The organism is Streptomyces sp. NPDC057694, assembly GCF_042799415.1.
In the GTDB taxonomy this organism is placed as follows: Bacteria; Actinomycetota; Actinomycetes; order Streptomycetales; family Streptomycetaceae; genus Streptomyces.
Genome location: NZ_JBHVIX010000015.1, coordinates 46,588 through 68,740 on the forward strand (window position 1 = coordinate 46,588; position 22,153 = coordinate 68,740).

Consider the following 22,153-nt stretch of genomic DNA (forward strand, 5'->3'; position numbering starts at 1 on the left):
GGGGAGGGGGGGGGGTTGTTTTAATAAAGGTGGCGGAAGGGGTTTTTTGTGGTAGTTTACACTTTTGGGGGGAAGGGGGGGGGGGGCCCGGGTGCCAATTGGCACCCGGGCCCCGAAGGAACTTGTTACACCATCTGCCGGCCCTGACGCTGCACCGGCCTTCTGTTTCCGCCGACCCGACCTGGAAGTTGTCGGGGTTGCGGGGATCGCGGTTGCTTGACCGGAGACCACCTCACTATCGATGTCCTGCGGTACCCGGGCTCAAGATTCCGCCCGGGCGATCCTGATGGCGCCTGGCTCCTCCGTTTCTTCCCTCTGTGTTCGATCACTTGCCTACTGCTCACGGTGGCCCCTGATCGCTGCGGGCCACCCGGTCCGGTCGTCAGTCCCGTCGCCGTCCTGCGAAAGCCTGGCTTCGAGACTCCACCACCGCACCGTCCTGCGAACTGCTGCTGCGGTCACTGCTGCCCGCCAGTTCATCTCTGCCGGGCCCTGCTGTCTCTCTGGCTACGAGAGAAACCATAGTCACGTCACAACCCAATGTCTACTCTGACCGACATAGATTTCTGTAAGTCGTGCGGGGAGATAGTCGTCGTCGGTCACTGAGTGGGTGCGCGGTGCTCTCACCTCGGTCGGCCTCGCCCGCGGCGACGCGAGTCGGACTCACGCTTCCGTGCCCTCTGGTGTGAATCTACCTATATGACTTCTATGCCCAAGCCCGCGCAGCCGTTCATCACGCAGCAGCAGGCGGAGCTTCGTGAGCGCCTCCCGTTCTCCGACCGGCAGGATTTCGAGGACGCGACCCGCGGGCTGATCGCCCGCCGCGTGCCGAGTGCCGTCACCGCCGAGGACGGCCGCACCGTGTGGGACAACGACACCTACGCCTTCCTCAGGGGTGAGGCTCCCGACACCGTGAACCCCAGCCTGTGGCGCCAGTCGCAGCTGGTCGCCGAGCAGGGCCTGTTCGAGGTCGTCGAGGGCATCTACCAGGTGCGGGGGCTCGATCTGTCGAACATCACGTTCGTCGAGGGCGACACCGGCGTCGTCGTGATCGACCCGCTGATCTCCACGGAGACCGCCGCCGCGGCGCTGGCGCTGTACCGCGAGCACCGCGGCGAGCGTCCGGTCACCGGCGTCGTCTACACGCACTCGCACGTCGATCATTTCGGCGGGGTCAAGGGCGTCACCACGCAGGAGGACGTGGACGCAGGCCGGGTCCCCGTCATCGCGCCGGAGGGCTTCACCGAGCACGCCGTGGCGGAGAACGTGTACGCGGGCACCGCCATGGGACGCCGGGCCGCCTACATGTACGGGGCCGCGCTCGCCCGGGGCCCGCAGGGTGCGGTCGGCGCGGGCCTCGGCCAGACGACCTCGACCGGCACGGTCACCCTGATCCCGCCGACCCTGGACGTCACCACGACGGGCCAGGAGGAGACCGTGGACGGGGTCCGCATGGTCTTCCAGATGGCGCCCAACACCGAAGCGCCGGCCGAACTGCTCATCCACTTCCCCGACTTCAGGGCGCTGTGCACGGCTGAGGACGCCACCCACACGCTGCACAATCTGCTGACCCTGCGCGGCGCGGTGGTCCGTGACCCGCACGCCTGGTCGCACGCGCTGACCGAAGCGGTCGATCTGTTCGGCGAGGCGACGGACGTGGCGTTCGCCTCGCACCACTGGCCGACCTGGGGTCAGGAGCGTGTCGTGGCATTCCTGGAGATCCAGCGTGACCTGTACGGCTACCTCCATGACCAGTCGCTGCGCCTGATCAACAAGGGCTGGACCGGCACCGAGATCGCCGAGTACCTGAAGCTGCCCCCGGCCCTGGAGAACGCCTGGAACACCCACGGCTACTACGGCTCGGTCAGCCACAACCTCAAGGCGCTCTACCAGCGCTACATGGGCTGGTTCGACGGCAACCCTGCCCACCTGTGGCAGCATCCCCCGGTCGAGGCGGGCAAGCGCTACGTGGAATTCATGGGCGGTGCCGACGCCGTGGTGGACAAGGCGCGTGGCTCGTTCGACGCGGGCGACTTCCGCTGGACGGCCGAGGTGCTCAGCCACGTCGTCTTCGCCGAGCCCGACCACGCAGCGGCCCGCGAACTGCTTGCCGACACCCTCGAACAGCTCGGTTACGGCGCGGAGAACGGCACCTGGCGCAACTTCTACCTCTCCGGCACCACCGAACTGCGTGAGGGCCAGTTCGGCACTCCCACCGTCACGGCGTCGGCCGACATCGTCGCCGCCCTCACCCCCACGATGCTCTTCGACGCCCTCTCCATCCAGATCGACGGCCCCCGGGCATGGGACGAGAACCTCACGATCGACGTCCACCTCACCGACGCCGACGAGCACTACCGGCTCCGCCTGGCCAACGGGGTGCTCAGCTACACCGCCGCGTCCCAGAAGACGGCCGCCGACGTCACCCTCACCAGCACGGTGCACGCCCTGTCCGAGCTGGCCGTCACCGGGCTGACGCCGGAGGGCCTCGACCGGGCGGGCGTCCGGGTCGAAGGCGACGCGTCCGCACTCCGGCGCCTCACCGCCGTACTGGACCCGGGGGACCAGAACTTCCCCATCGTCACGCCCTGACCGGCGACCCTCGGGGCACCCCTGTCGCGTCGCCGCCGCGCTCATCCGCGTACGGCACGGCGGCGACCGCCTTCGCGCGCCGCTCGCGCCGCAGGGACGGCTGAGCGCACCCGAGCACCTGGGCCGTCCGGGCCGCTGGTCCGGACGGCCCAACCGTGTGACGGATCATCATTTAAGCGGCGCGGCAGGTGTTTCATGTCGATCTTGTGCACTTACGGTCACCGGAAGATTCCGTGACGTAGGTGGAGGACCGGCACATGTCCCGACATCGGCACGCCCTGACGCGATGGCCCCTGGGCATCGCGACGGTGCTGAGCCTGTTGTTCGGCTCGCAGGCGGCTGCGGTGCCGTTGGCCCCTGTGGCGGACGACCCCAAGAGCGCCGTCGGCATCACGAAGACCAATGATGCGGACGGGCCGCTGGAGCCGGGCGACGCCTTCACCTACACGATCAACGGCCAGTGCTCCGGCCTCACGGTCGACTGCGTGAACTTCACCGTCACCGACACCCTCCCGGCGGGGCTGGAGGTGACGAGCCTGCCGCAGTCCACCACCACGCGGGATGTCACCTACGACGAGGCGACGCGGCAGCTGACGGTCGTCTACAAGCAGGACCTCCAGAACCCGGCGGGCAAGACCGGTCTGCGGGCCGGGCAGGCGGGCGCCGTCGAGATCGGGATGCGGCTGCCGGCCGACACCCAGGCCGCGGACGGCTCCACCATCACCAACACCGCCGAGGTCTCCGCCGACAACGCGGACCCCAAGGACTCCAGCACGGACGTCACCGTCTCCATCCCGCGGGTGGTGAAGCCGGTCGCGACCAAGACGTGGAAGGACGGATCGGCGGTCGCGGGCAGCGGCGAGACCTCCACGATCACCCTGAACGCGCGGAACAACTCGTCGTCGTCCGCCGAGGTCACCGAGTTGTCGGTGTCCGACACGAGCGCGGACACCTTCGAGTACTTCGACTTCACCTCGGCCACGGTGACCGCGTTCCCCAAGGGCGCCGACCAGGCCCACCTGGTGGTCACCACGGCGGACGGCACCCAGCACACCGGCGCCACCATCACCGCCCCCGGTGAACTGCCGCTGCCGGCCGGTGTCGACCCCGAGGACGTGACCGGCTTCGAGGTCATCTTCACCAACAGCGACGGCGACCCGCTCCCGTACGACGAGAACGGCGGCACCGTCGAAGTCGGCATGAAGCTGCGCGACACAAAGCGCTCCGACGACTCACCGCTGCGGCCCACCGACAAGATCACCGTCGACAACTGCGCCACCCCGGCCGTCAAGGAGACCACCGAGGGCGACGTGAACGGTGACCAGGTGTGTGCCCCGTACGACATCCTCCCCGACATCCTGGTGCTCCAGCCGACCAAGCGGTTCTACCCGGACACCGACGGAAACTTCAGCCAGGACACCGGTGAGCACGCGGTGCTCGGCGAGAACTCGCCGGTCAGCACCGAGGTCGACGTGAAGAACGCCTCCCCGTTCCCGGTGAAGTCGATCACCATCACGGAGCCGTCGGCCGACACCACCAGCGAGTTCGACAAGGTCGACGTCGACAAGGTGCGGCTGCGCTTCCCCGACGGCGCCACCGAGGCGAAGCTGACGGTGACCTGCGCGGACGGGTCCACCGAGGAAGAGACCTACACGGAGAACGCGACCTACGACGTTCCCGCCGCCTGCCGGCAGGTCACCAAGGTCGAGGTCGTCTACACGGGCGTGGACGAGGACGGCAACCCGACCATCAAGGAGGGCGCCACCGCCGGTCTCGACCTGCACGGCACCCTGACCGACGACGTCACCGCGGAGGACCTGCCCTCGGGCACCAGCCCGGGCGTCGACAACTGCGCCTCCTACACCGGGGACGCGGGCCGCACCGACGGCAGCGGCACCGCCTCGGGCGACGCCTGCAAGACGCTGCCGATCGAGGAACCGAACACCTCGGGCAGCGGCACGAAGGACTCCTCGCAGAACGACATCCCGGCCGACCAGCCGATCACGATGAACCTGAAGGTGACCAACAACGGCAACAAGCCGCTGGTCTCCCCGGTCATCACGGACCCGACGGCCAACCCGGACGGATCACCGTCGACGACGAACAACCCGTTCGACGTCGTCCAGATCGACTCCGTCACCGTCAGCCCGTCGGGTGCGCCGGTGAAGCTGGAACTGTGGGACCCGACAGCCGGCGGCGGCAGCGGCGCCTGGGTGCCCTACGACGCGAACGACGCCGACCTGCTCGAGCGCGCGAAGGGCGTGCGCGGCAGCTACCAGGGCGAGATGGCGCCCCAGAGCGAGTTCACCATCACCATCGTCGCCGAGCGCCGCCCGGGTGTTCCCGACGGCACCACCCTGCAGAACTGCTACTCGATCGACGCCGGCGGCGACTACACCCCCGGCGCCCCGGTCTGCGGCCCCTCCATGGACACCGCCCCCGCGTCCGACTCGGCGTCGCTGAACAAGTCGATCAGCCCGGGCACGCTGCCCGAGTACGTGCCGGGGCTGCCGCGTCAGCACGCCGACATGACCCTCACCGTCGCCAACACCGGCAACATGTCGGCCAAGTACCTGCGGATGACCGACCGGGACGAGGACTTCTTCGACGCCGTCGACCTGGTCTCCATCAAGTCCAACCAGATGCCGGCCGGCGCGAACCGGGTGCAGATCGACGCGTACGTGAACGGGGCCTGGGTCAACGGCACTCCGGCCTCCTCGGCCGCCCTGCCCTCCGGGGTGAACGCCGCCGACGTCACCGGCATCCGCGCCACCTACACCAGCACCAGCACCAGCAACGACGGCTACGTCATCAAGCCCGAGTGCGCGGGCCAGAGCTGTTCCGGCATCCTCGTCCTCGACGTCAGCCCCCGCGAGAAGCTGCGCTCCAGCGGCGGTCCGGTCCCCAGCCATCTGGAGGACACGGTCTCCGGGACGTTCCTCACCAAGCTGGAGGCCGAGGACAGCCCCAAGGACATCGACCCGGTCGACGCCACCCTCGACCTGGTCAAGGGCGACCCGGTGCTCGACGTCAGCAAGACCCCGGACACGGTGCTCGCGCCCGGCGAGGACGCCCCCTTCTATCTGAAGGTCACCAACACCGGCACCGCCAACGTCCCGAACCTGGTCGTCAAGGACGCGCTGCCGCAGGGCATCCAGTTCATCGGCACGTTCAAGGGCGACGACGGACAGCCGTACAAGATCATCGACGAGAAGGTGCCCGACGGCACCCCCGCCGTCCCCACACCGGAGTTCACCCAGACCAACACCGGTGACCGCGTCTCCGGACTCACCTGGGACTTCTCCGAGGACGCCGACGGCAAGGCGTGGAACTTCGCGCCCGGCGCCACTTTCACCATCGAGATCCACGTCCGCCTGGAGGCCGGCATCAACGCCGGTGACGTCGTCACCAACACCATGGGCGCCACCTCCTCCGACCCGGACCTGGCCTGCGACGGCACCTCGCAGCGCGACGGCGACTTCGGCGACGGCCTGTACTGCGTCGCGGACGCGACGCTCACCGCCAAGACGGGCGCCGCCTTCCAGGCCCGCAAGTGGGTCTCCGGCAACGACAGCCTCGGCTGGTACAACGTCACCACCAAGGAGACGGTCCCGGCCGGCGACGACTCCTGCCTGTCCACCACCGACTCGACCGGCCGCCGGTACACCACCAGCCCCTGCATCGCCCTGGTCAACCCGGGCGACCAGTACCACTACTTGATGCGGATCCAGAACGCGGGCACCGAGTCCGGGACCGCGATGCGCATCGTCGACCGCTTCCCGGTCCAGGGCGACAAGGGCGTCCTCCTCGACCAGGCCCGCGGCACCGCCTGGGACAAGCGCCCCACCCTCGCCTCGCGCCCGCAGCTCGACGGCCCCGGCACGATGACCACCTCGTACGAGAACGACGAGCCGCTGTGCACCGACGACCTGGACATGGGCGGCGCGGGCTCCAGCGCCGACCAGTGCGCGTCGGGCACCTGGAACGACGCCTACAGCGCGCGGGCCAGGGGCGCCGAGATGAAGCTCACCTTCGCCCCGGCGCTCGCCCCCGGCGGCACCGTGAACATCACGTACGCGATGGACACCCCGCTCGACGTCGCCGAGAACGGTGACCCGACCATCGCCTGGAACTCCTACGCCCACAACGAGACCACCGACCGCGCCGGCTCCCCGCGCGTCCTCCAGGCCAACGAACCGATCCAGGTCGGCGTCGCCCTGGCCTACGGCGACCTGAAGCTGGTCAAGCGCCTCGGCGCCCACCCCGACCAGCTGGACGGGCCGCTGAAGAAGGTGCCGTTCCCGTTCCACGTCACCTGCGTCATCCACCCGCAGGGCGGCCGCGACCGCACGGTGATCGACAAGGACTACCGGGTCTCCGTCGACAAGCCCGTCACCATCGAGGGCATCCCCGCCGGAGCGGACTGCGAAGTCCGGGAAACCTCGGCGCGCGGCGGCAGCTCGGACCATCCGGCCTCCGACCCGGTGAAGGTCACGATCGAGCCGGGCATCGGCACCACCTCCGTACAGACCGCCAGAGTCACCAACGCCTTCGAGTTCGGCGCGCTCCAGCTCATCAAATCGGTCGACGGCGACGCCGCCGGCTACGCGGACGGCCGCACCTTCGAGGTCGAGGTCTCCTGCGCCCTGCCGAACGCCGCGGGCGGCGCCAGTGACCTCGTGCTCCACAAGACGTACGAGGTCGGAGCCGACGAGCCCGTCACCATCAAACCCCTCCCGGTGAACACCCGTTGCTGGGCCGATGAGGTGGACACCGGCGGCGCCGCCGAAGCCGTCGTCGACCACGGCTCGGCCGACAACCCGGTGGTCATCACAGCGGACGGGGACGCGGCCGTCACGGTCACCAACACCTTCCCGGCCGGACGGATCACCGTCACCAAGCACGTGGTCGACGGCGGTGCGGGCCCCTACGAGTTCGCCCTCGCCTGCACCACCGACCAGGGTGACGTGCCGCTCGCGCCGGGCGACCGGACCTTCGAGCTGAGCGACGGCGAGAGCCGCACGGTCAGCGTCCCGAAGGGTGCGAGCTGCACGGTCGAGGAGACCGACGTACCGGGCGGCGACACGGTGACCTACACCGCGTCCGACGGCGGCAGCGACGGCGAAGTCGTCGTCGACGACACGGCGAAGGTCGACGTCACCAACACCTTCCCGAAGACGCCGGACCACCCCGGCGGCGGAGGCCACCACGACAACGGCCACCTCGCGGACACCGGCTCCCGTGACTGGACGACGCTCGGCATCCTGCTCGCCGCCGTCGCCCTGGCAGCGGGCTTCATGATCCGCAGAACGGTCCGCGCCCGCAGGTAGGGGCGGCCCTCCTGACGATCGGCCGACGCGGCCGGTTCCCGTGCACGAAGCGGGGACCGGCCGCGCGCGTGACCGGACGTTCCGGTGACTCGACAACGGCTGGCATGAGCGCTGTCTCCTCCTCCCGTCCCCTGCAACACTCGTGCCGGGCTCAGGGGGCCCCGCGTTCCGTGAGCGGGCGAGGCAGACCCGCAGCAGTACTTCACAACACCATTCGCGACGGCCGGAAAGAGGGAAGCCATGGATGACTATCCGCTTCTCGATCTCTTCCTCACGATGCTGTTCTTCTTCCTGTGGATCATGTGGTTCTTCCTGCTCTTCCGGGTCATCACGGACGTCTTCCGCGACGACGAGCTGAGCGGCTGGGGCAAGGCGGGGTGGATCATCTTCTGCCTCGTGCTCCCCTTCCTGGGAGTCTTCGTCTACGTCATCGTGCGGGGGCGTGGGATGGGGCGGCGTGACGCCAAGCAGGCCAAGGAGTCGGAAGCCGCCTTCCAGGACTACATCCGCAAGACGGCCGCGGGGGGAACAGGGCAGACCTCCGGCACCGACGAACTGTCGCGCCTCGCCGACCTGCACCGGTCCGGCGCCTTGACCGACGACGAGTTCGACCGGGCCAAGACGAAACTGCTGGCCTGAGCCCGAGCGCCGCTCACCGCAGCGGCGAAGGGGCGCCGTTCCCGTCCGCTGAGCTCAGAAGTGCAGCATCGCGTGCACCTCGTCGCTTCGGATGCCCGTGGCCACGCTGGGCACCGGCTCTCCCGGGCGGATCCACCCGGCTTCTGTCGCGGCGGCGATCGCGGCGGCCTCCGCCTTGTCCGCGGCATCGTTCAACGCCCCGTTGCCGCCGAGATGGGGGTTCGCGGCAGCCGCCCCCGCCGTCTGCGAGGCCTTGAGGGCGGCCTGGGCGGCCAGGACGGAGAGTTCGGCGTTGTCGTCGACGAGCGCGCCTGCCTGCGAGGCCTGCGCCGCGGACGCCGCCGCGTTTCGCGCGCAGCGGGAATCCGCGGCTGCGTCGGGGCTGCCTTCGGCGAGTACGTCGAGCGCCTGCGCCGCCATGCGCGCGGCATTCTTCGCCTGCCAGGCGGCGTCAGCCCGGTCTTCCGAGCGGCGCTGCTCGATGTGGTGGCAGAGAGCGGCCGCGCGTGCCGCGGCGCTCTCGGCGCGGGCGCTGTGGCTCTTCTTCAGAGCCGCCGCCGACTCTTCGTTCTCGCGGTTGTCCTCGTTCACCGGCATCTCCTTCTCTGCCAGGGCGACAGGGTGACGTACGCCGTTCTTCATCCCCCACGTGGTCCACAGGCGGTGGACGGCAGGTGTGCCGGGCAGAGTGACATGCCTCTCCGCAACAAGCCAGAGAGGAGCGGGAGTTCAGGCGGGCATGTCAGCCGGTCGGCCCGCCACCGGTGCTCACCTCTCCACCGGCGGCATGACCACAATCTGATGGGCGTCCTCGTAGATGACCCGGCCGGGGTTCGAGGACTCCAGGCGGTGGCACTCCACCCCGTGCGCGGCCAGCAGCTCCAGGTACCCGTCCACTCGTCCGATGAGGTCGACGGCAGACCTCTTGAACCAGGCGACGGCACCAGGATTCACCGCAGGGTCGTACACCTGTGGATCGACATGGGTCGGGTTGGGGTAGTTGGCGTCGTACCAGTCGTTGTTGGATCTCCAGAAACCGGTACTGCTCATCGGTCAGCCTGCCCTGCGCCGCGAGTTCGTTCGCGAGCACGAAGACCCCGGGAAAGTGCCCGCGCTCGTGCCGTTCGGTGCCCTGGAAGCGGACGTACAACGCCTCACCCATGAAGTGCCCCCATCACGCCGCGATCTTCTCTCCAGGCGGATCCTAGGCCTCCTGGTCACGCGCCCCTACGCGCCCGAACGGCCGGGGAACGCGAGAAGGCCCGACCGCTGACGACGGGGGATGCATCAGCGATCGGGCTATGCCAACGGTACTAGCCCGCCTCGGCGTTGCGGCAAGGCCGACCAGCAGAGATGGCTTGATGTGATCGGGATCACGCATCGTGAAGGGCGGCGTGGAAGGGGGCCGAACGTCACCCGTCGCAGGGCGGTTCGAACGAGAGGCGGGGCAGGATCTCGTCCCACTTCGCCCGGGTCAGAACGCCCTGCGTGGTGGAGCAGATCCGGTGGATCGCCGCGTCGATGTCCAGGTCCCACAGCCGGACGGTGTCGGTGCCGCTCGACACTCCGAGCATGTTGCTGTGAGGGCGGAAGGACAAGAAGCTGCCCGTCTTGGCGTTGGGGCTCATCGACTGTCCGATGGGCGTCGCCTCGGAGGGGCGTGACACGTCCCAGAGGCGAACGGAGTTGTCATTGCCGCCACTTGCCAGTTTGCGGCCGTCCGGGCTGAACGTCAGGGACACGACCGCATCGGTGTGGCCGGTCAGGGGAGCTCCCAGCCGGGTCGCCCTGTGCGGCTCGGCGACGTCCCAGAGCCGGACCGTCCCGTCGTCGCTGCCGCTGGCCAGCGAGTGCCCGTCGGGGCTGTACGCAAGGGTGTTGACGGCCCCCAGGTGTCCGGTGAGCGGGGCGCCGAGCCGAGAGGAACGGCGCGGGTCCGACACGTCCCAGAGCCGGACGGTCCCGTCCGCGCTGCCGCTGGCGAGGGTCCGTCCGTCGGCGCTGAAGGCGAGCGCGTTGACGTAACCCTTGTGGCCGGTGAGCGGGTGACCGACCGAGCGGGGCCGGGACGGATCGCTGACGTTCCACAGCTGTACGGTGCGGTCGGTCCGAGCCGTGGCCAGCGTCCGTCCGTCCGGGCTGAACGCGAGTGCCCGAGGGCCGGCGAACCGTGTCTGAAGGGCCATCGGCGGACCGTAGGGGACCGGCCGGCTCGGGTCCGTGACGTTCCACAGCTGCACGGCGTGCGTTCCCGTCAGCACCGCGAGCGTGTGGCCGTCGGGGGAGAAGACCAGCGAGCGTGGGTCCCCCTTGCCGGGGTTGAAGGGCTTGCCCATGGCCACAGGCCGACTGGGGCGCTCCACATTCCACAGGCGGACCTTGTTGTCGCCGGCGGCCGTGGCGAGCACCTTCGCGTCGGGGCGGAACGCTCCTATCCGACCGATCACGTCCGACGTCTGTACCGACCACAGACGCACCTTGTTGTCACCGCTGCCCGTGGCCAGGGTCTTGCCATCGGGGCTGAACCCGACGGCGTACATCTCCCCGCTGCCCCCGGCGAGGGGTTCGCCCACCTGCGAGGGGCGGGACGGATCGCTGACGTTCCAGAGGCTCGCCTTACTATCGGCGCTGCCGACCGCGAGCATGGTTCCGCCGGAGTTGAACGCCACGGACCAGATCGGGCCGGTATGTCCGGTGAGCGGTGTGCCGAGAGCCTTTGCGCGGCGCGGGTCCGAGACGTTCCAGAGGCGGACGGTACGGTCCGCGCCGCCGCTGGCGAGAGTGCGGCCGTCGGGGTTGAAGGCGACGGAATGCACTGTGCCGGTGTGGCCGGTCAGCACCGGGCCGAGCGATTCCGGGTGACGTCGATCGGCCATGTCCCACAGCCTGATCGTGCCGTCGTCACCGCCGGCCGCCAGCGTCCGTCCGTCGGGGCTGAACGCCACGGATCGTACGGCCGCGGTGTGACCGGTCAGGGCGCCGAGAGCCTTCGGCCGCCGCGGATCGTCCACGTTCCACAGACGTGCGGTGTGGTCTTCGTTGGCCGAGGCGAGTGTGTGTCCGTCCGGGCTGAAGGCGAGCAGATAGATGGCACCGCCGTGCCCGGTCACGGGGGAGCCCAACGGCCGTGGACGCGCGGGGTCCCGTACGTCCCACAGGCGAAGGGTGCCGTCGTCCGAAGCGCTGGCGAGGGTGGTGCCGTCCGGGCTGAAGACCGCGGTGCTCACCCAACTCGTGTGTCCGGTGAGGGGCTTGCCCAGAGGCTTGGGGTGGGTCGGGTCCGACACGTCCCACAGCCTGACGGTCCGGTCGTAGCTGGCGGTGGCCAGGAGCCGTCCGTTCGGGCTGAACGAGGTGAGGTAGACGGCGCCGGTGTGGCCGAGGAGCGGTGAGGCCAGCGGCGCGTTCACGATGGAGAGCAGCCGGTTCCTGGTGTCCTCGTCGTCCGGCCGCAGCCGGTGCGCCACCAGGTCGAGCTGCGCGGACAGGGACGGGTCGGAGTCCTCGGCCCGATCGGCCTCCGCGATCACCTGCTGGAACACGGCGTCGTTGCGCTGCTCCCACGCGATCACCGCCGCGGTGACGGCGAGCATCGCCAGGACGACCAGCGCCGACACCGCACCACGCCTGAGCAGAACCGTGCGCCTGCGCAGCTTGGCCGAAGCCGCCAGGAAGTCGTTCGCGACCCGGGTCAGATAGGTGTCGCCGGCGGATCTCAGCCAGGCTCGGGCATGGTCGAGCCGGGACCCGCGGTAGAGCAGCGCGGCATCGCGTTCGGACTTCTCCCAGGCGCGGCCGTCCTCCTCCAGCCGCTGGCGCAGCAGATGGTCGCCGCGGCCTTCGTCGATCCATCCGCGCAGCCGCGGCCAGGCGTGGAGCAGTGCCTCGTGCGTGATCTCGACGGTGTCCGCGTCCAGGGTCACCAGGCGAGCGCGTACCAGGGCTTCGAGGGACTGCTCCGTTTTCGCGGGGTCCGTCGACTCCTCCGCCAGCTGGCGCCGCGTCCTGCGCCTCCGTGTGGCCTGGGTGTCTTCTCCCAGCCGAACCAGTCTGAGGAGAAGTCGTCGCGCGGCGGTGCGTGCCGCCGGGTCGAGATCGGACCAGGCGCGCTCGGCGGTGGCCGCCACCGCTCCCTGGATTCCGCCCGCCGCGCGGTAGCCGGCCAGGGTCAGCCGCCCCGACTTACGGCGCTGCCAGGTGGCGAGCATGGCGTGGGAGAGGAGCGGCAGCACCCCGGCGTCGTGTGCGCCACGCGGCCCGTCGAAGGTCACTTCGCGGACGATCAGCTCCGCCAGCCCTGGTTCGAGTTCGAGCCCCACGGACTTGGCCGGTCCTGCCACCGCTCTGCGCAGGTCCGCGGTGGTGAGCGGGCCGAGCACCGTGTGGCGGTGTTGCAGCGCGTGCGCGAGTTCGGGATAGCCGAGGCACTGCTCGTAGAAGTCGGCCCGTATGCCGAGGACGACGAGCGCGGATGCTCGCTCGCCGTTCTCCACGGGTGAGCCGGCGGCGTGGAGAAGCCGGATGAAGGCGCGCCGGTCCGTCTCGTCCGGGCAAAGGGTGAACAGCTCCTCGAACTGATCCACGATGATGACCGGGCGAGCCGGGGACGGCGTTGAGCGCCGGGCCCACGAGGTGACGGCCTGATGCACGGCGCGGGCGAACTGCGGCGTACTGGGCGCATACGGGGTCGAACCCTCTGCGGCAGTGAAGACGTGGGCGAGCTCGGGGATCTGCCCGGTCAGCTCGCCGAGAGGGTTGCTGCCGGGGACGAGTTGCAGCACCGGGCCGGTACCGGTGTCCTCGCCTCCCAGCTCGCCCTTCTGCAACGCCGGCATCAGACCCGCGTTCAGCAGAGAGGACTTTCCCGCCCCCGAGGCGCCGACGAGCACGACCAGGCCGCCCGTCTCCTCTGCCGTGCGGATAAGGCTGACGAGGGTCGCCGTACTGCGCTCCCGGCCGAAGAACCACTGGGCATCCTGCTCACGGTACGAAGCAAGGCCTCGGTACGGGCACACGCTCGGGGCGGCCGGTGCTTCGGCCGGGCGCGCCTCCTCGGTCTCGACGGCCGCCGACCTGCGCTCAGCCACCGGCCCGGCCAGTGCGCTTTCCCACTGGAGGCGCCAGTGGGCCATGTCGTACAGGCCGGTGGAGACCGGGGCCGGCCGCCTGCGCCGGGCCTCCGGAATCAGGACGTGGAGGACCGCGCCGAGGGCGGTGAACTGGGCGGGTACGTTCCTGGCCCGTCGCCAGTCACTGATCCGCTGTGCCGACACCCGGACGGGGAGCCCGCGCTCATCGACCTTCTGAAGGCGGACGACCGCTTCGGAGACACGCTTGAGGGGAGGGTCGCCGGCCTCCTGGTACAGCAGGGCGAGGCGTTCCGCGAAGGCCGAACGTGCCCCCGAGTCGGAACCCACGGTCTCCTCACCTCACTTCTGCCACACCTGTGTATCCGGACCGGAAAACTCACCTTATAGGCCTGACCTGCACTTATGGCGTCCGGATGTTGAGGCCGCCTCCTCCTTGAGCTACGCGAATGGCAGGATCACGTGGCAGTAGCGAACCGAACACGCTGTGTCCGAGCAATCTTCTTCCCAGTGCTCGGAGAGGTCATTCATGGTGCTTGCGCCCTTGCCGAAGTGCCTCACGCAGCCGTTCTCGTCCGGACCACTCCATCTGGAGAGTGGCTTCGGAGGTTGCTCGCCCAGCGCCGCCGCCGACGCAGCGCGAGGTGCGGCAGTCCGCGTCGTTCGGTGCCGGTCCGCACGAGGGGAGGGACCGGCACCGGAACGACGTAGTGCGTCGAGCGCCGGTCGGCCAGGATGAGCTCGCCGTAGGGCTGGAAGCAGCCGGTCGACCCGAGGGTGGAGGTCAGTTCGTCGGCGGCGCCGTCGTCGCGTTCGTCTCCGGCGGCTCCGTCGCGGGGGTTGCGATCTCGATGCCGGAGACGTCGACGTCGACCTTGCAGTCGTCCGGCAGCTTTTCGCCGGGGGTCGCACACTCCGACGGATCGCCGGAGGGCATGTCCTTCTTCGCCGGGCGCTGCTCGGCCGAAGGTGAGCTGTCGGTGGACGGCTTGCTCTCGGGGGACGACGAGCACGCCGTCGAGCCCAGCACGGTGCACAGGATCAGAGCGGCGGAAGCCGCAACAGTGCGAGTACGCATGAAAGTCCCCCGATGCAGATGCGTGAGCATCAGGATACAAAGGCGTCGTCGGACGCTAGGAGAAAAGCCCGAGCGCGTCGTCCAACGACCAGGCCTGCCAGCCCCTTCCGAGCAGCGCGACGAGCGCGATCAGGCTCATCATCAGGTTCTGCCCCTGTTCGCTGACGTCATGGATCATCAGCACCAGATAGATCAGGCTCAGAGCCAGCCCGCAGACCAGGGCGACGGGCGTCAGGAAGCCGACGATGAGGCCGAGCCCGAGCGCCAGCTCCGCGTACGCGACGACGTAGGCCATCAGGCGGGGCCGCGGCTTGACCACCACGGCGAAGCCCGACCGGACGAACGACCAGCGGTGGTTGTCGGCGATGCCGGCCGCCCACTCGACGCCGCCGCCGTCGAACCAGGTCTTCTTGTCCTTGTGGCGCCAGCTCTCCAGCCACCACAGGCCGAGCCCGATCCGGAGCACGGCGAACCACTCGGCACCGCTGAGCCACATCGTCTGCATCCGTGTCTCCCTGAAATGTCTGACGGTGCGTCAGTTCACCTGAATGCGATCCATCCCGCAAGGGGTGCGGCGGGGGCGGGGCCTTGTCGTCGGTGTGGCTGGGTCATACGCTGAATCTGATGGATCGTCAGATAAGAGCCGGGTGACCGGCAGGCAGTTGGGGGCAAGGCGTGAGCAGCAGTGAGAACGGCAGCAAGGAAATCCCCCGTGTCATCAGCGTGGATGACCACGTGATCGAACCCGCCCACCTCTTCGATACGTGGCTCCCGAGCAAGTACCGCGAGCTGGGACCTCAACCCTTCACTGCAGGTATCGGCGAACTGGCCTACGTCGGAGGGAAGTACAAGTTCACGACGGATCCGGACGGACAGCTCACCGACTGGTGGAGGTACGAGGGGGAGATCTTCCCGTACAAGCGCATCATCGCGGCCGTGGGTTTCTCCCGGGACGAGATGACGCTCGACGGCATCACTCGTGAGCAGATGCGGCGTGGGTGCTGGGACCCGAAGGCCCGCCTGGAGGACATGGACCTCAACCATGTCGAGGCTTCCCTCTGCTTCCCGACCTTCCCACGCTTCTGTGGGCAGACGTTCGCGGAGGCCAAGGACAAGGAAGTCGGGCTCGCCTGCGTCCGCGCGTACAACGACTGGATGGTCGAGGAGTGGTGTGGTGACAGCGGCGGCCGGCTGATCCCGCTGTGCCTCATTCCGTTGTGGGACGTCGACCTGGCCGTCGCCGAGATCAAGCGGAACGCGGCCCGCGGGGTGCGTGCCGTCACGTTCTCCGAGATTCCCACCTATCTCGGGCTGCCGTCGATCCACTCCGGCTACTGGGATCCGTTCTTCGCAGCCTGTGAGGAGACGGGCACCGTCGTGAACATGCACATCGGGTCCAGCTCACAGATGCCCGCGGCGTCCCCCGACGCCCCGCCCGCGGTGCAGGCCTCGCTGAGCTTCAACAACGCCATGGCCTCGATGATGGACTTCCTCTTCTCGGGCGTGCTGGTGAAGTTCCCGCGACTCAAGCTCGCATACAGCGAGGGGCAGATGGGATGGATCCCCTACGCACTGGAACGCGCCGACGACGTGTGGGAGGAGCACCGGGCGTGGGGCGGGGTGAAGGACCTCATCCCCGAGCCGCCGTCCACGTACTACTACCGGCAGATCTTCTGCTGCTTCTTCCGCGACAAGCACGGAATCGACGCGATCGAGACGGTGGGCGTGAACAACGCGACCTTCGAGACCGACTATCCCCACGTCGACTCGACATGGCCGCACACGAAAGAGGTCGCCACCGACCACGTCGGGCATCTCCCGGAGGACATCGCCTACAAGCTGCTCCGAGGCAACGCCATCCGCATGCTGGATCTGCCGTTCGACCGGGCCTGACCGGACCGCGCCTCCCGAGACCGCGCCGGAGAAGCGTTGAGCGCCCGCTCCGACCGAGGTGATACCCCTGCCGCGAGTGCCTCGGCGGGGGTATTCGCTTGAGGACCGACCTGACGGCGCAGCCAGAAGCTACCGTGGCCGAGGCTCCACGGAAGGCGAGTTAATGAGCAACCCCGTATCCGACATCGCGGTCACCCTCGGCCGGCGATACGTGCGCTACGCGCCCGGCCGTGTGGGCAAGGGCCTGCTCGCGGACGGCCTTCTCAATGCCCGGCTGCGTGACCAACCGCGGCGGGCCGTTGCCGAGTCCCGCCACGGAGACCTGTTCGCCCTGGACACGGTGGACCTGATCCAGCGCTATCTGTACCTGTTCGGGGTCTGGGAACCGCACATGACGCGGTGGTTGGAAAGGCGCCTCGGCCCTGGTGACGTGTTCATCGACGTGGGCGCCAACATCGGTGTGTTCTCCGTCCTCGGATCCCGCCTGGTCGGAACGTCGGGCCGAGTGGTGGCCATCGAGGCCTCGCCCACGTTCCACCGCCGCGTGCTGCAGAACGCGGAACTCAACCACTGTGACAACATCCGTGCCGTCAACACCGCCGTCTCGGACGAGGTCAAGACGCTGACCTTCGTCCTCGCGAGTTCGAACAACATGGGCGCCAACTCGATAGTGCCGTACGACGGTCCGGCGGAATCCGCCTTCGAGATCGAGGCGGTCCCCCTCGCGGAGGTCTTGGCGCCGGACGAAGTGGCCGGAGCGCGCGTGATCAAGATCGATGTAGAGGGCGCCGAGGGCAGCGTCGTTCGCGGCCTGGCCCCTCTGCTCGACGAGCTGCGACCGGATGTGGAGATCGCCGTGGAGATCACCCCGGACCGGATGGAACAGCTCGGAGACTCCGCGGACGAGCTGTTGGAGACCATGCGCAAACACGGATTCCACATGTACCGGCTGCCCACCGACTATGCGGCGGCCGGCTATCCACGTGCGATTCGGCGGCCGGCTGCTCCCGTCCGCTGGCGAGAGCCGATCACCGGCGAGACAGAGCTGATCTTCTCGCGCGTCGATGCCGAGGTGCTGGCCTGACGCGAGAGCCTCGGACACGGGGTACGGTCACGGCCGACCGTCGCCGTGCACGCGAGGGCGCGGACATCGTCGTCCCGTCCGCGCTCCGCGAGATCGTGTACGAGGTTCCGGTCAGTCGGAGCTGACCGGGTAGCGCCACTGGAAGTGGTCCAGGGCGCGGGCCCGTGCCTCCACCACCGCCATGCGGGCGTCGCGCTCGTCCGCGTCCACGTGCGAGGCCTGGCCGGTCATCTGTCCCTCCCACTTGCGGTACAGAAGTCCGACCTCGGACGAGAACCAGCCGCGGGCGACGGAGTTGAGGGCCAGCAGCAGCCCCGTGTCCTCGGACGCCGGAAGGGCCATCCAGCCGCCGATCGCGAGGAGAAGATCGCGGCGAACGAAGAGGGTCGCCGGGTGGACCTGGGCCCGATAGTCGTGCGCCGCCCAGTAGTCGACGACGGCCCGGCGCTCGATCGGGCCGTGCTCCGGGTCACCGGGGAAGCCGGCGGTCGATCCGTCCGGCAGGAAGTCGAGCACACGAGACGTCGCCCACCCGATACTCGGATCGGCCTCGAGCGCCGCCAGGTCGCGGGCGAGTGTGCCGGGCGCGAGCTGGTCGTCGGCGTCAAGGATCTTCACGTACTCGCCGTCGGCGTGCGCGAGGGCGATGGTGCGTGCGACGCCCGGACCGCCGGGGCGCCCCTGCCGGAAGGTGACACGGTCATCGTCGGGGACATGCGGCTCGACCTCGTCGGTCCTGCCGTCCTCCTGGATCAGCCAGTGCCACTCCCAGCCCTCCGGGAGCTCCTGCTCGCAGAGCGACTTGTAGGCGTCGGCCAGAAAGCGGGCCGACGGTGCGTGGACGGCCGTGACGATGATGATGCGCCGGCTCACGGCTCACCACCTTTCCAAGTGGGTCGTGAAGAGCATTTCCGTGCGGTCCCCCGGGAGCGTGACGTCCGACATCTCGACCACTCGGTCCTCGGTGTCGTACTGCTTCTTGCGCAGCACGAGCACCGCGGTGCCGGGCGGCAGGCCGAGCTCCTCGGCCTCCTCGGAGGTCGGCGGCCGGGCCGTGACGCGTTCCTCGACGCGCTCGACCTCGATGCCCACCGTGTGCAACTGGTTCATGGTTCCGCCGGGCCACGGCTCCTTGGCCTCGTTCAGAAGGTCCGGGTCGGACTCGACGAGGCTTCGGATCAGATACGACGTCACGAGACTGAAGGGCGCGCGCTCCGCGCGGTACCTGGTGCGGTAGCTGCGTTCGACGAGCGGCGTGTCCTCGGCGACGCCCATCGCCTCCGCGATCTCCTGGGTTGCCTTCACCTCGCGGTACGAGGCGTGGAAGGCGAGGTCATCGACCTCAAGGCCGGTGTCGTGCTCGGTCGCACCCGTCGCGAGGCGCTGCTTCTCAGGAGCGCGGGCACGATTCTTCTCCCACTGGTGCCGTCCGCTGTCGCGAAGGACGAGTGCGCGCGGCCGGCGCACGAAGGTGCCGATGCCGTGCCGCTTCTCGATCAGCCCTTCGGACTGGAGGACACGCAGGGCCTGTTGAACGGTGGGACCGCTGCGGCCACTGCTCCTGATGAGATCGGCCTCGGAGGGCAACCGCTCGCCGGGGCCGTACTGACCTGCACGAATCTGCTCGCGGAGACCATCCGCGATCTTCTCGTAGGCCTTCGCCATCTGCCCTGCCGTCCCGTCGTTCGATGGGGTTCAGCATACGACTCCTCAAGAGGACTTGAGGAGAGGGTCTCTTCAGGAGTGAAACGCCCAGATCGCCAGAACACCAGAACGCCAGAACGCCAGAACAAAGGGGTCTCGCAGGAGGAGCTGTTTCGCAGACCGCTGAAGGAACTGCATGGGCTACGGCTACCCACGCCGGGTATCCGACTGAGCATGCTTGCTCTGATCTACACCTCGCGCGACACCGCAACGACGGTGTGGGCCTTTGTGGTTGCCATCCTTGTCGTGTCGGCCGTGGCTTGGTACGTCCGCCGCCGACGGTAGGTCCGATACCCGCTTGAGAAGCGAGGGGCTAGGCTCCGCCATCGGCATGGAGTGAAGAGGAGCCAGGGACGTCATGTGGGACGGGCCTTTTTACCGTGTGCAGCGGGACGGGTACGAGATCTGCTTCGTGCCCGATGCGGGCGAAGCGCTCGAGGACGTCTGCAACGTCGACATGTGGGTGATCTTCGCGGATGGCCTCCGGTGGTCAGGGACCATTTTCACGCTCGCTGAGGTCCAAAGGCTCATGGATCGGTGGGCGACGACGGGTGAGGACCTGGGAGGAGCCTTCTTCACCTGCTGGGACGGCCTCATCGTCCGTGACGCTGGTATCTCGGCCATGGTGAGAGTTGTGGATCATCTGGTGCAAGCAGGCGAGTGTGAGACCGTGTTCCGCTCCGTAGGCCGCGCGGACTCCGACGCGGACTGATCGCCTCGATGCGAACTATGGGCGCGACGGTTGCTGAGGGTCGCTTGGCTGGCCGTTGGTTTACCAGAGGTCTTAGCCGGTTGACTGTGGTCTGTGCGGTTGCTGTACTCCGCTGCTGTACGGCGACTTAGGGGGACCCGTGACCACACTGCCGGCAAGCGTGGATCGTGACATCTTCGATCACCGGATCATCTTCGCGCTCAAGACGATCCGCGAAGCGTTGGACTGCACGATCCATGAAGCCATTGACGTGTTCGCGGTCCGGTACGAGGAACTGCGCCGTGATCGTCCGGACGACTTCGCTGTCGGGCCCGAGGAGTACGGCAGGGGGTTCTACTCCTGATCGGCGAGAGGTCTTGAAAACCGTCACCGTGGGTTCAAATCCCATACCCACCACGCAGATTGAAGGCCCTGGCCCGAGTCTTCTTGCCAGCGGTGTTCTCCCACCACATGGCGACAAAAACGCTTGCCGGAACGACGAGCACAATCAGCGCAACACCTAACAAGAAGCCCACGCAGCCCCCCTGCGGTTGAGTGCCGATCGTAGGACCCGCACGCTGAGCGCGACACCCTCCGACTTTCCGGACGTTGCGACGTTCTGGCCCGCGGGAGGGGCCCACGTAGCTGTCTCGCCACGATGGGCCCGCGGCCGGGAACGGCGCCCCCTCCCACCCGGTGCCGTCCGATCCCCCACTGGAGGCATCGTCTGCGACCGAGGGCCGCAGATGCCGGGTGCCCGACTCATGGCCTATGGGCCTATCCACTGCGGGCGGGCGTCGGCGCAGCCGGGGCGTAGCCGGCCGGAGGCAGCCAAGACGCGGAAGTCCCGGCGCACGCTCGACCTGCCGGCACGTTGCGGCTCGGCCGTCGGCAAGCCGCTGGACGCGACCAACGTCCGCCGCGCCTTCCGGGTCGCGCTCAAGGGCGCTGAGGACATCAACGCCGACGACTGGACACCCCGGGAGCTCCGGCACCGCCGCGACCGAGGAGGTCTACCGGAAGCAGATCCGGCCCGTGCCCCAGAACGGCGCGGTCGTCATGGACGGCGTCTTCAAGCGGGGCCTGGAGCCGTAGTCACGCAGATAGACACGCACGCAGAAACAGGTGAGGCGCCTACCGAATCCGGTAGGCGCCTCACCTGCTGTTTTGGCTGTCGGGGTGGCGGGATTTGAACCCACGACCTCTTCGTCCCGAACGAAGCGCGCTGCCAAGCTGCGCCACACCCCGATGTCGTTGCTCCGATTCCCGCAGTGATGCAGGTCCTGGCGACGTCGTTTACTTTAGCCCACCGGGGCCCGGAGACGAAATCCGGTTTTCGGGGGGACGGATACCGGGCCGGAGGTGGTCCAGGGCGACCAGGGCCAGGGCCAGCAGGTAGAACGCGAGGCCGAAGACGACGGCGTTGGTGAGGACGCCGGGGTAGCCGTGGGCGTCGACGTCCAGGAACGGGTACGGGTAGCGCGCCGGGGTGCCCGGCGTCATGATCGCGCCGCGGATCAGGGCGAAGCCGAAGTAGGCGAGCGGGTAGAGCAGCCACAGGGCCGCATGGCGCGGGCGGAGCAGGCCGGGGCGGGTCAGGAGGAGCCAGTCCAGGACCACGGCGAGGGGGGTGACCGTGTGCAGGAGCTGGTTGGAGACCGTGCGCCAGCCCGTCATGACGTGGTCCGGGTCGTCCGTCATGGAGAAGCCGGACGAGGAATTGGCCAGGACGAAGTGGTAGACGAGGCCCGTGATGCAGATGAAGAGCAGCGTGCCGCCCGTCACGAGGGGAGGCAGCGGTGGGCGGGCGGACCAGGCGCGCGCGGCCGAGAGGGCGAGGACGACCGCGACCAGGATGTTCGACTGGATCGTGAAGTAGCTCAGGACGCGTAGCGCGCTGTCGCTGATCGTCAGGTCGATGACGATGCCGGTCAGGGCGGCGAGGGCGATCAGGAACCGGAAGGCCGCCGCGACGGGGCGGCGGCGGACCGGGACGACCGCCTCCGCCGGAACGGAGGCGGCGGAGTTCGGCGTGATCATGCGATCCACCGTACG

Annotated in this window: 14 protein-coding genes, 2 tRNA genes and 2 pseudogenes; 9 read left to right on the top strand and 9 right to left on the bottom strand. The window is 68.7% G+C overall.

Going from position 1 to position 22,153, the window contains the following annotated elements; all coding sequences use genetic code 11:
* Positions 1-708 precede the first annotated feature (708 nt).
* The 3 genes from ACFVDP_RS28030 (at position 709) to ACFVDP_RS28040 (ending at position 8,561) form a co-directional block, all read left to right on the top strand.
* Positions 709-2,592 (top strand): alkyl/aryl-sulfatase, encoded by a 1,884-nt coding sequence (locus ACFVDP_RS28030; RefSeq protein WP_383495734.1) that lies wholly within the window; start codon positions 709-711, stop codon positions 2,590-2,592.
* A 257-nt stretch (positions 2,593-2,849) separates the two neighbouring features.
* Positions 2,850-7,922 (top strand): DUF5979 domain-containing protein, encoded by a 5,073-nt coding sequence (locus ACFVDP_RS28035; RefSeq protein ID WP_383495293.1) that lies wholly within the window; start codon positions 2,850-2,852, stop codon positions 7,920-7,922.
* 240 nt (positions 7,923-8,162) lie between these two features.
* Positions 8,163-8,561 (top strand): SHOCT domain-containing protein, encoded by a 399-nt coding sequence (locus ACFVDP_RS28040; protein ID WP_383495295.1) that lies wholly within the window; start codon positions 8,163-8,165, stop codon positions 8,559-8,561.
* 54 nt (positions 8,562-8,615) lie between these two features.
* Here the strand turns inward: ACFVDP_RS28040 and ACFVDP_RS28045 are convergent, their stop codons facing one another.
* From ACFVDP_RS28045 to ACFVDP_RS28065, 5 genes and pseudogenes are all read right to left on the bottom strand, one after another.
* Entirely contained in the window at positions 8,616-9,152 is a 537-nt protein-coding gene (locus tag ACFVDP_RS28045) for a hypothetical protein (RefSeq protein ID WP_383495298.1), read from the bottom strand.
* A gap of 177 nt (positions 9,153-9,329) precedes the next feature.
* Positions 9,330-9,723 (bottom strand): annotated as a pseudogene (locus ACFVDP_RS28050) (hypothetical protein).
* A 250-nt stretch (positions 9,724-9,973) separates the two neighbouring features.
* Complete coding sequence (locus tag ACFVDP_RS28055; protein ID WP_383495301.1) at positions 9,974-13,978, bottom strand: AAA family ATPase; 4,005 nt, start codon at positions 13,976-13,978, stop codon at positions 9,974-9,976.
* Between the two features lie 454 nt (positions 13,979-14,432).
* On the bottom strand, positions 14,433-14,726 hold the full coding sequence (locus tag ACFVDP_RS28060; RefSeq protein WP_383495304.1) for a hypothetical protein: 294 nt from the start codon (positions 14,724-14,726) through the stop codon (positions 14,433-14,435).
* A 55-nt stretch (positions 14,727-14,781) separates the two neighbouring features.
* Positions 14,782-15,231: a DoxX family protein gene (locus ACFVDP_RS28065; protein ID WP_383495307.1), complete on the bottom strand. Its 450-nt coding sequence runs from the start codon at positions 15,229-15,231 to the stop codon at positions 14,782-14,784.
* Positions 15,232-15,401: 170 nt separating this feature from the next.
* Here ACFVDP_RS28065 and ACFVDP_RS28070 point away from each other — a divergent pair, with 170 nt between their 5' ends.
* Positions 15,402-16,619 (top strand): amidohydrolase family protein, encoded by a 1,218-nt coding sequence (locus tag ACFVDP_RS28070; protein WP_383495310.1) that lies wholly within the window; start codon positions 15,402-15,404, stop codon positions 16,617-16,619.
* 163 nt (positions 16,620-16,782) lie between these two features.
* Positions 16,783-17,703, top strand: a complete 921-nt coding sequence (locus ACFVDP_RS28075; RefSeq protein ID WP_383495314.1) for an FkbM family methyltransferase — start codon at positions 16,783-16,785, stop codon at positions 17,701-17,703.
* 111 nt (positions 17,704-17,814) lie between these two features.
* Here the strand turns inward: ACFVDP_RS28075 and ACFVDP_RS28080 are convergent, their stop codons facing one another.
* Both ACFVDP_RS28080 and ACFVDP_RS28085 read right to left on the bottom strand, forming a co-directional pair.
* Complete coding sequence (locus ACFVDP_RS28080) at positions 17,815-18,576, bottom strand: glycosyltransferase family 2 protein (RefSeq protein ID WP_383495317.1); 762 nt, start codon at positions 18,574-18,576, stop codon at positions 17,815-17,817.
* Positions 18,577-18,579: 3 nt separating this feature from the next.
* Positions 18,580-19,368, bottom strand: coding sequence for a GntR family transcriptional regulator (locus ACFVDP_RS28085; RefSeq protein WP_383495320.1), 789 nt, complete (start codon positions 19,366-19,368; stop codon positions 18,580-18,582).
* A 397-nt stretch (positions 19,369-19,765) separates the two neighbouring features.
* On the opposite strand from ACFVDP_RS28085, the gene ACFVDP_RS28090 reads away from it, so the two are divergent.
* The 4 genes and pseudogenes from ACFVDP_RS28090 to ACFVDP_RS28105 all read left to right on the top strand — a co-directional run.
* On the top strand, positions 19,766-20,119 hold the full coding sequence (locus ACFVDP_RS28090; RefSeq protein WP_383495323.1) for a hypothetical protein: 354 nt from the start codon (positions 19,766-19,768) through the stop codon (positions 20,117-20,119).
* Between the two features lie 139 nt (positions 20,120-20,258).
* A complete protein-coding gene (locus ACFVDP_RS28095; RefSeq protein ID WP_383495326.1) occupies positions 20,259-20,462 on the top strand; it encodes a hypothetical protein in 204 nt (67 codons plus the stop codon).
* A tRNA-Ser gene (locus ACFVDP_RS28100) sits at positions 20,446-20,515 on the top strand. The genes ACFVDP_RS28095 and ACFVDP_RS28100 overlap by 17 nt, the downstream gene beginning before the upstream one ends.
* 416 nt (positions 20,516-20,931) lie before the next feature.
* A pseudogene (locus tag ACFVDP_RS28105) lies at positions 20,932-21,193 on the top strand (site-specific integrase); the annotation flags it as partial.
* Between the two features lie 79 nt (positions 21,194-21,272).
* Here ACFVDP_RS28105 and ACFVDP_RS28110 read toward each other — a convergent pair.
* Positions 21,273-21,346, bottom strand: a tRNA-Pro gene (locus ACFVDP_RS28110).
* 48 nt (positions 21,347-21,394) lie between these two features.
* Positions 21,395-22,138 carry a Pr6Pr family membrane protein gene (locus ACFVDP_RS28115; protein ID WP_383495328.1) on the bottom strand — a complete coding sequence of 248 codons (744 nt, stop codon included), beginning with the start codon at positions 22,136-22,138 and terminating at the stop codon, positions 21,395-21,397.
* Positions 22,139-22,153 lie beyond the last annotated feature (15 nt).

Bases quoted from the DNA above. Each gene is read 5' to 3' on its own strand.
- ACFVDP_RS28030 (WP_383495734.1), top strand. From the start codon at position 709: ATGCCCAAGCCCGCGCAGCCGTTCATCACGCAGCAGCAGGCGGAGCTT.
- ACFVDP_RS28035 (WP_383495293.1), top strand. From the start codon at position 2,850: ATGTCCCGACATCGGCACGCCCTGACGCGATGGCCCCTGGGCATCGCG.
- ACFVDP_RS28040 (WP_383495295.1), top strand. From the start codon at position 8,163: ATGGATGACTATCCGCTTCTCGATCTCTTCCTCACGATGCTGTTCTTC.
- ACFVDP_RS28060 (WP_383495304.1), bottom strand. From the start codon at position 14,726: ATGCGTACTCGCACTGTTGCGGCTTCCGCCGCTCTGATCCTGTGCACC.
- ACFVDP_RS28065 (WP_383495307.1), bottom strand. From the start codon at position 15,231: ATGCAGACGATGTGGCTCAGCGGTGCCGAGTGGTTCGCCGTGCTCCGG.
- ACFVDP_RS28075 (WP_383495314.1), top strand. From the start codon at position 16,783: ATGAGCAACCCCGTATCCGACATCGCGGTCACCCTCGGCCGGCGATAC.
- ACFVDP_RS28085 (WP_383495320.1), bottom strand. From the start codon at position 19,368: ATGGCGAAGGCCTACGAGAAGATCGCGGATGGTCTCCGCGAGCAGATT.
- ACFVDP_RS28090 (WP_383495323.1), top strand. From the start codon at position 19,766: ATGTGGGACGGGCCTTTTTACCGTGTGCAGCGGGACGGGTACGAGATC.
- ACFVDP_RS28115 (WP_383495328.1), bottom strand. From the start codon at position 22,138: ATGATCACGCCGAACTCCGCCGCCTCCGTTCCGGCGGAGGCGGTCGTC.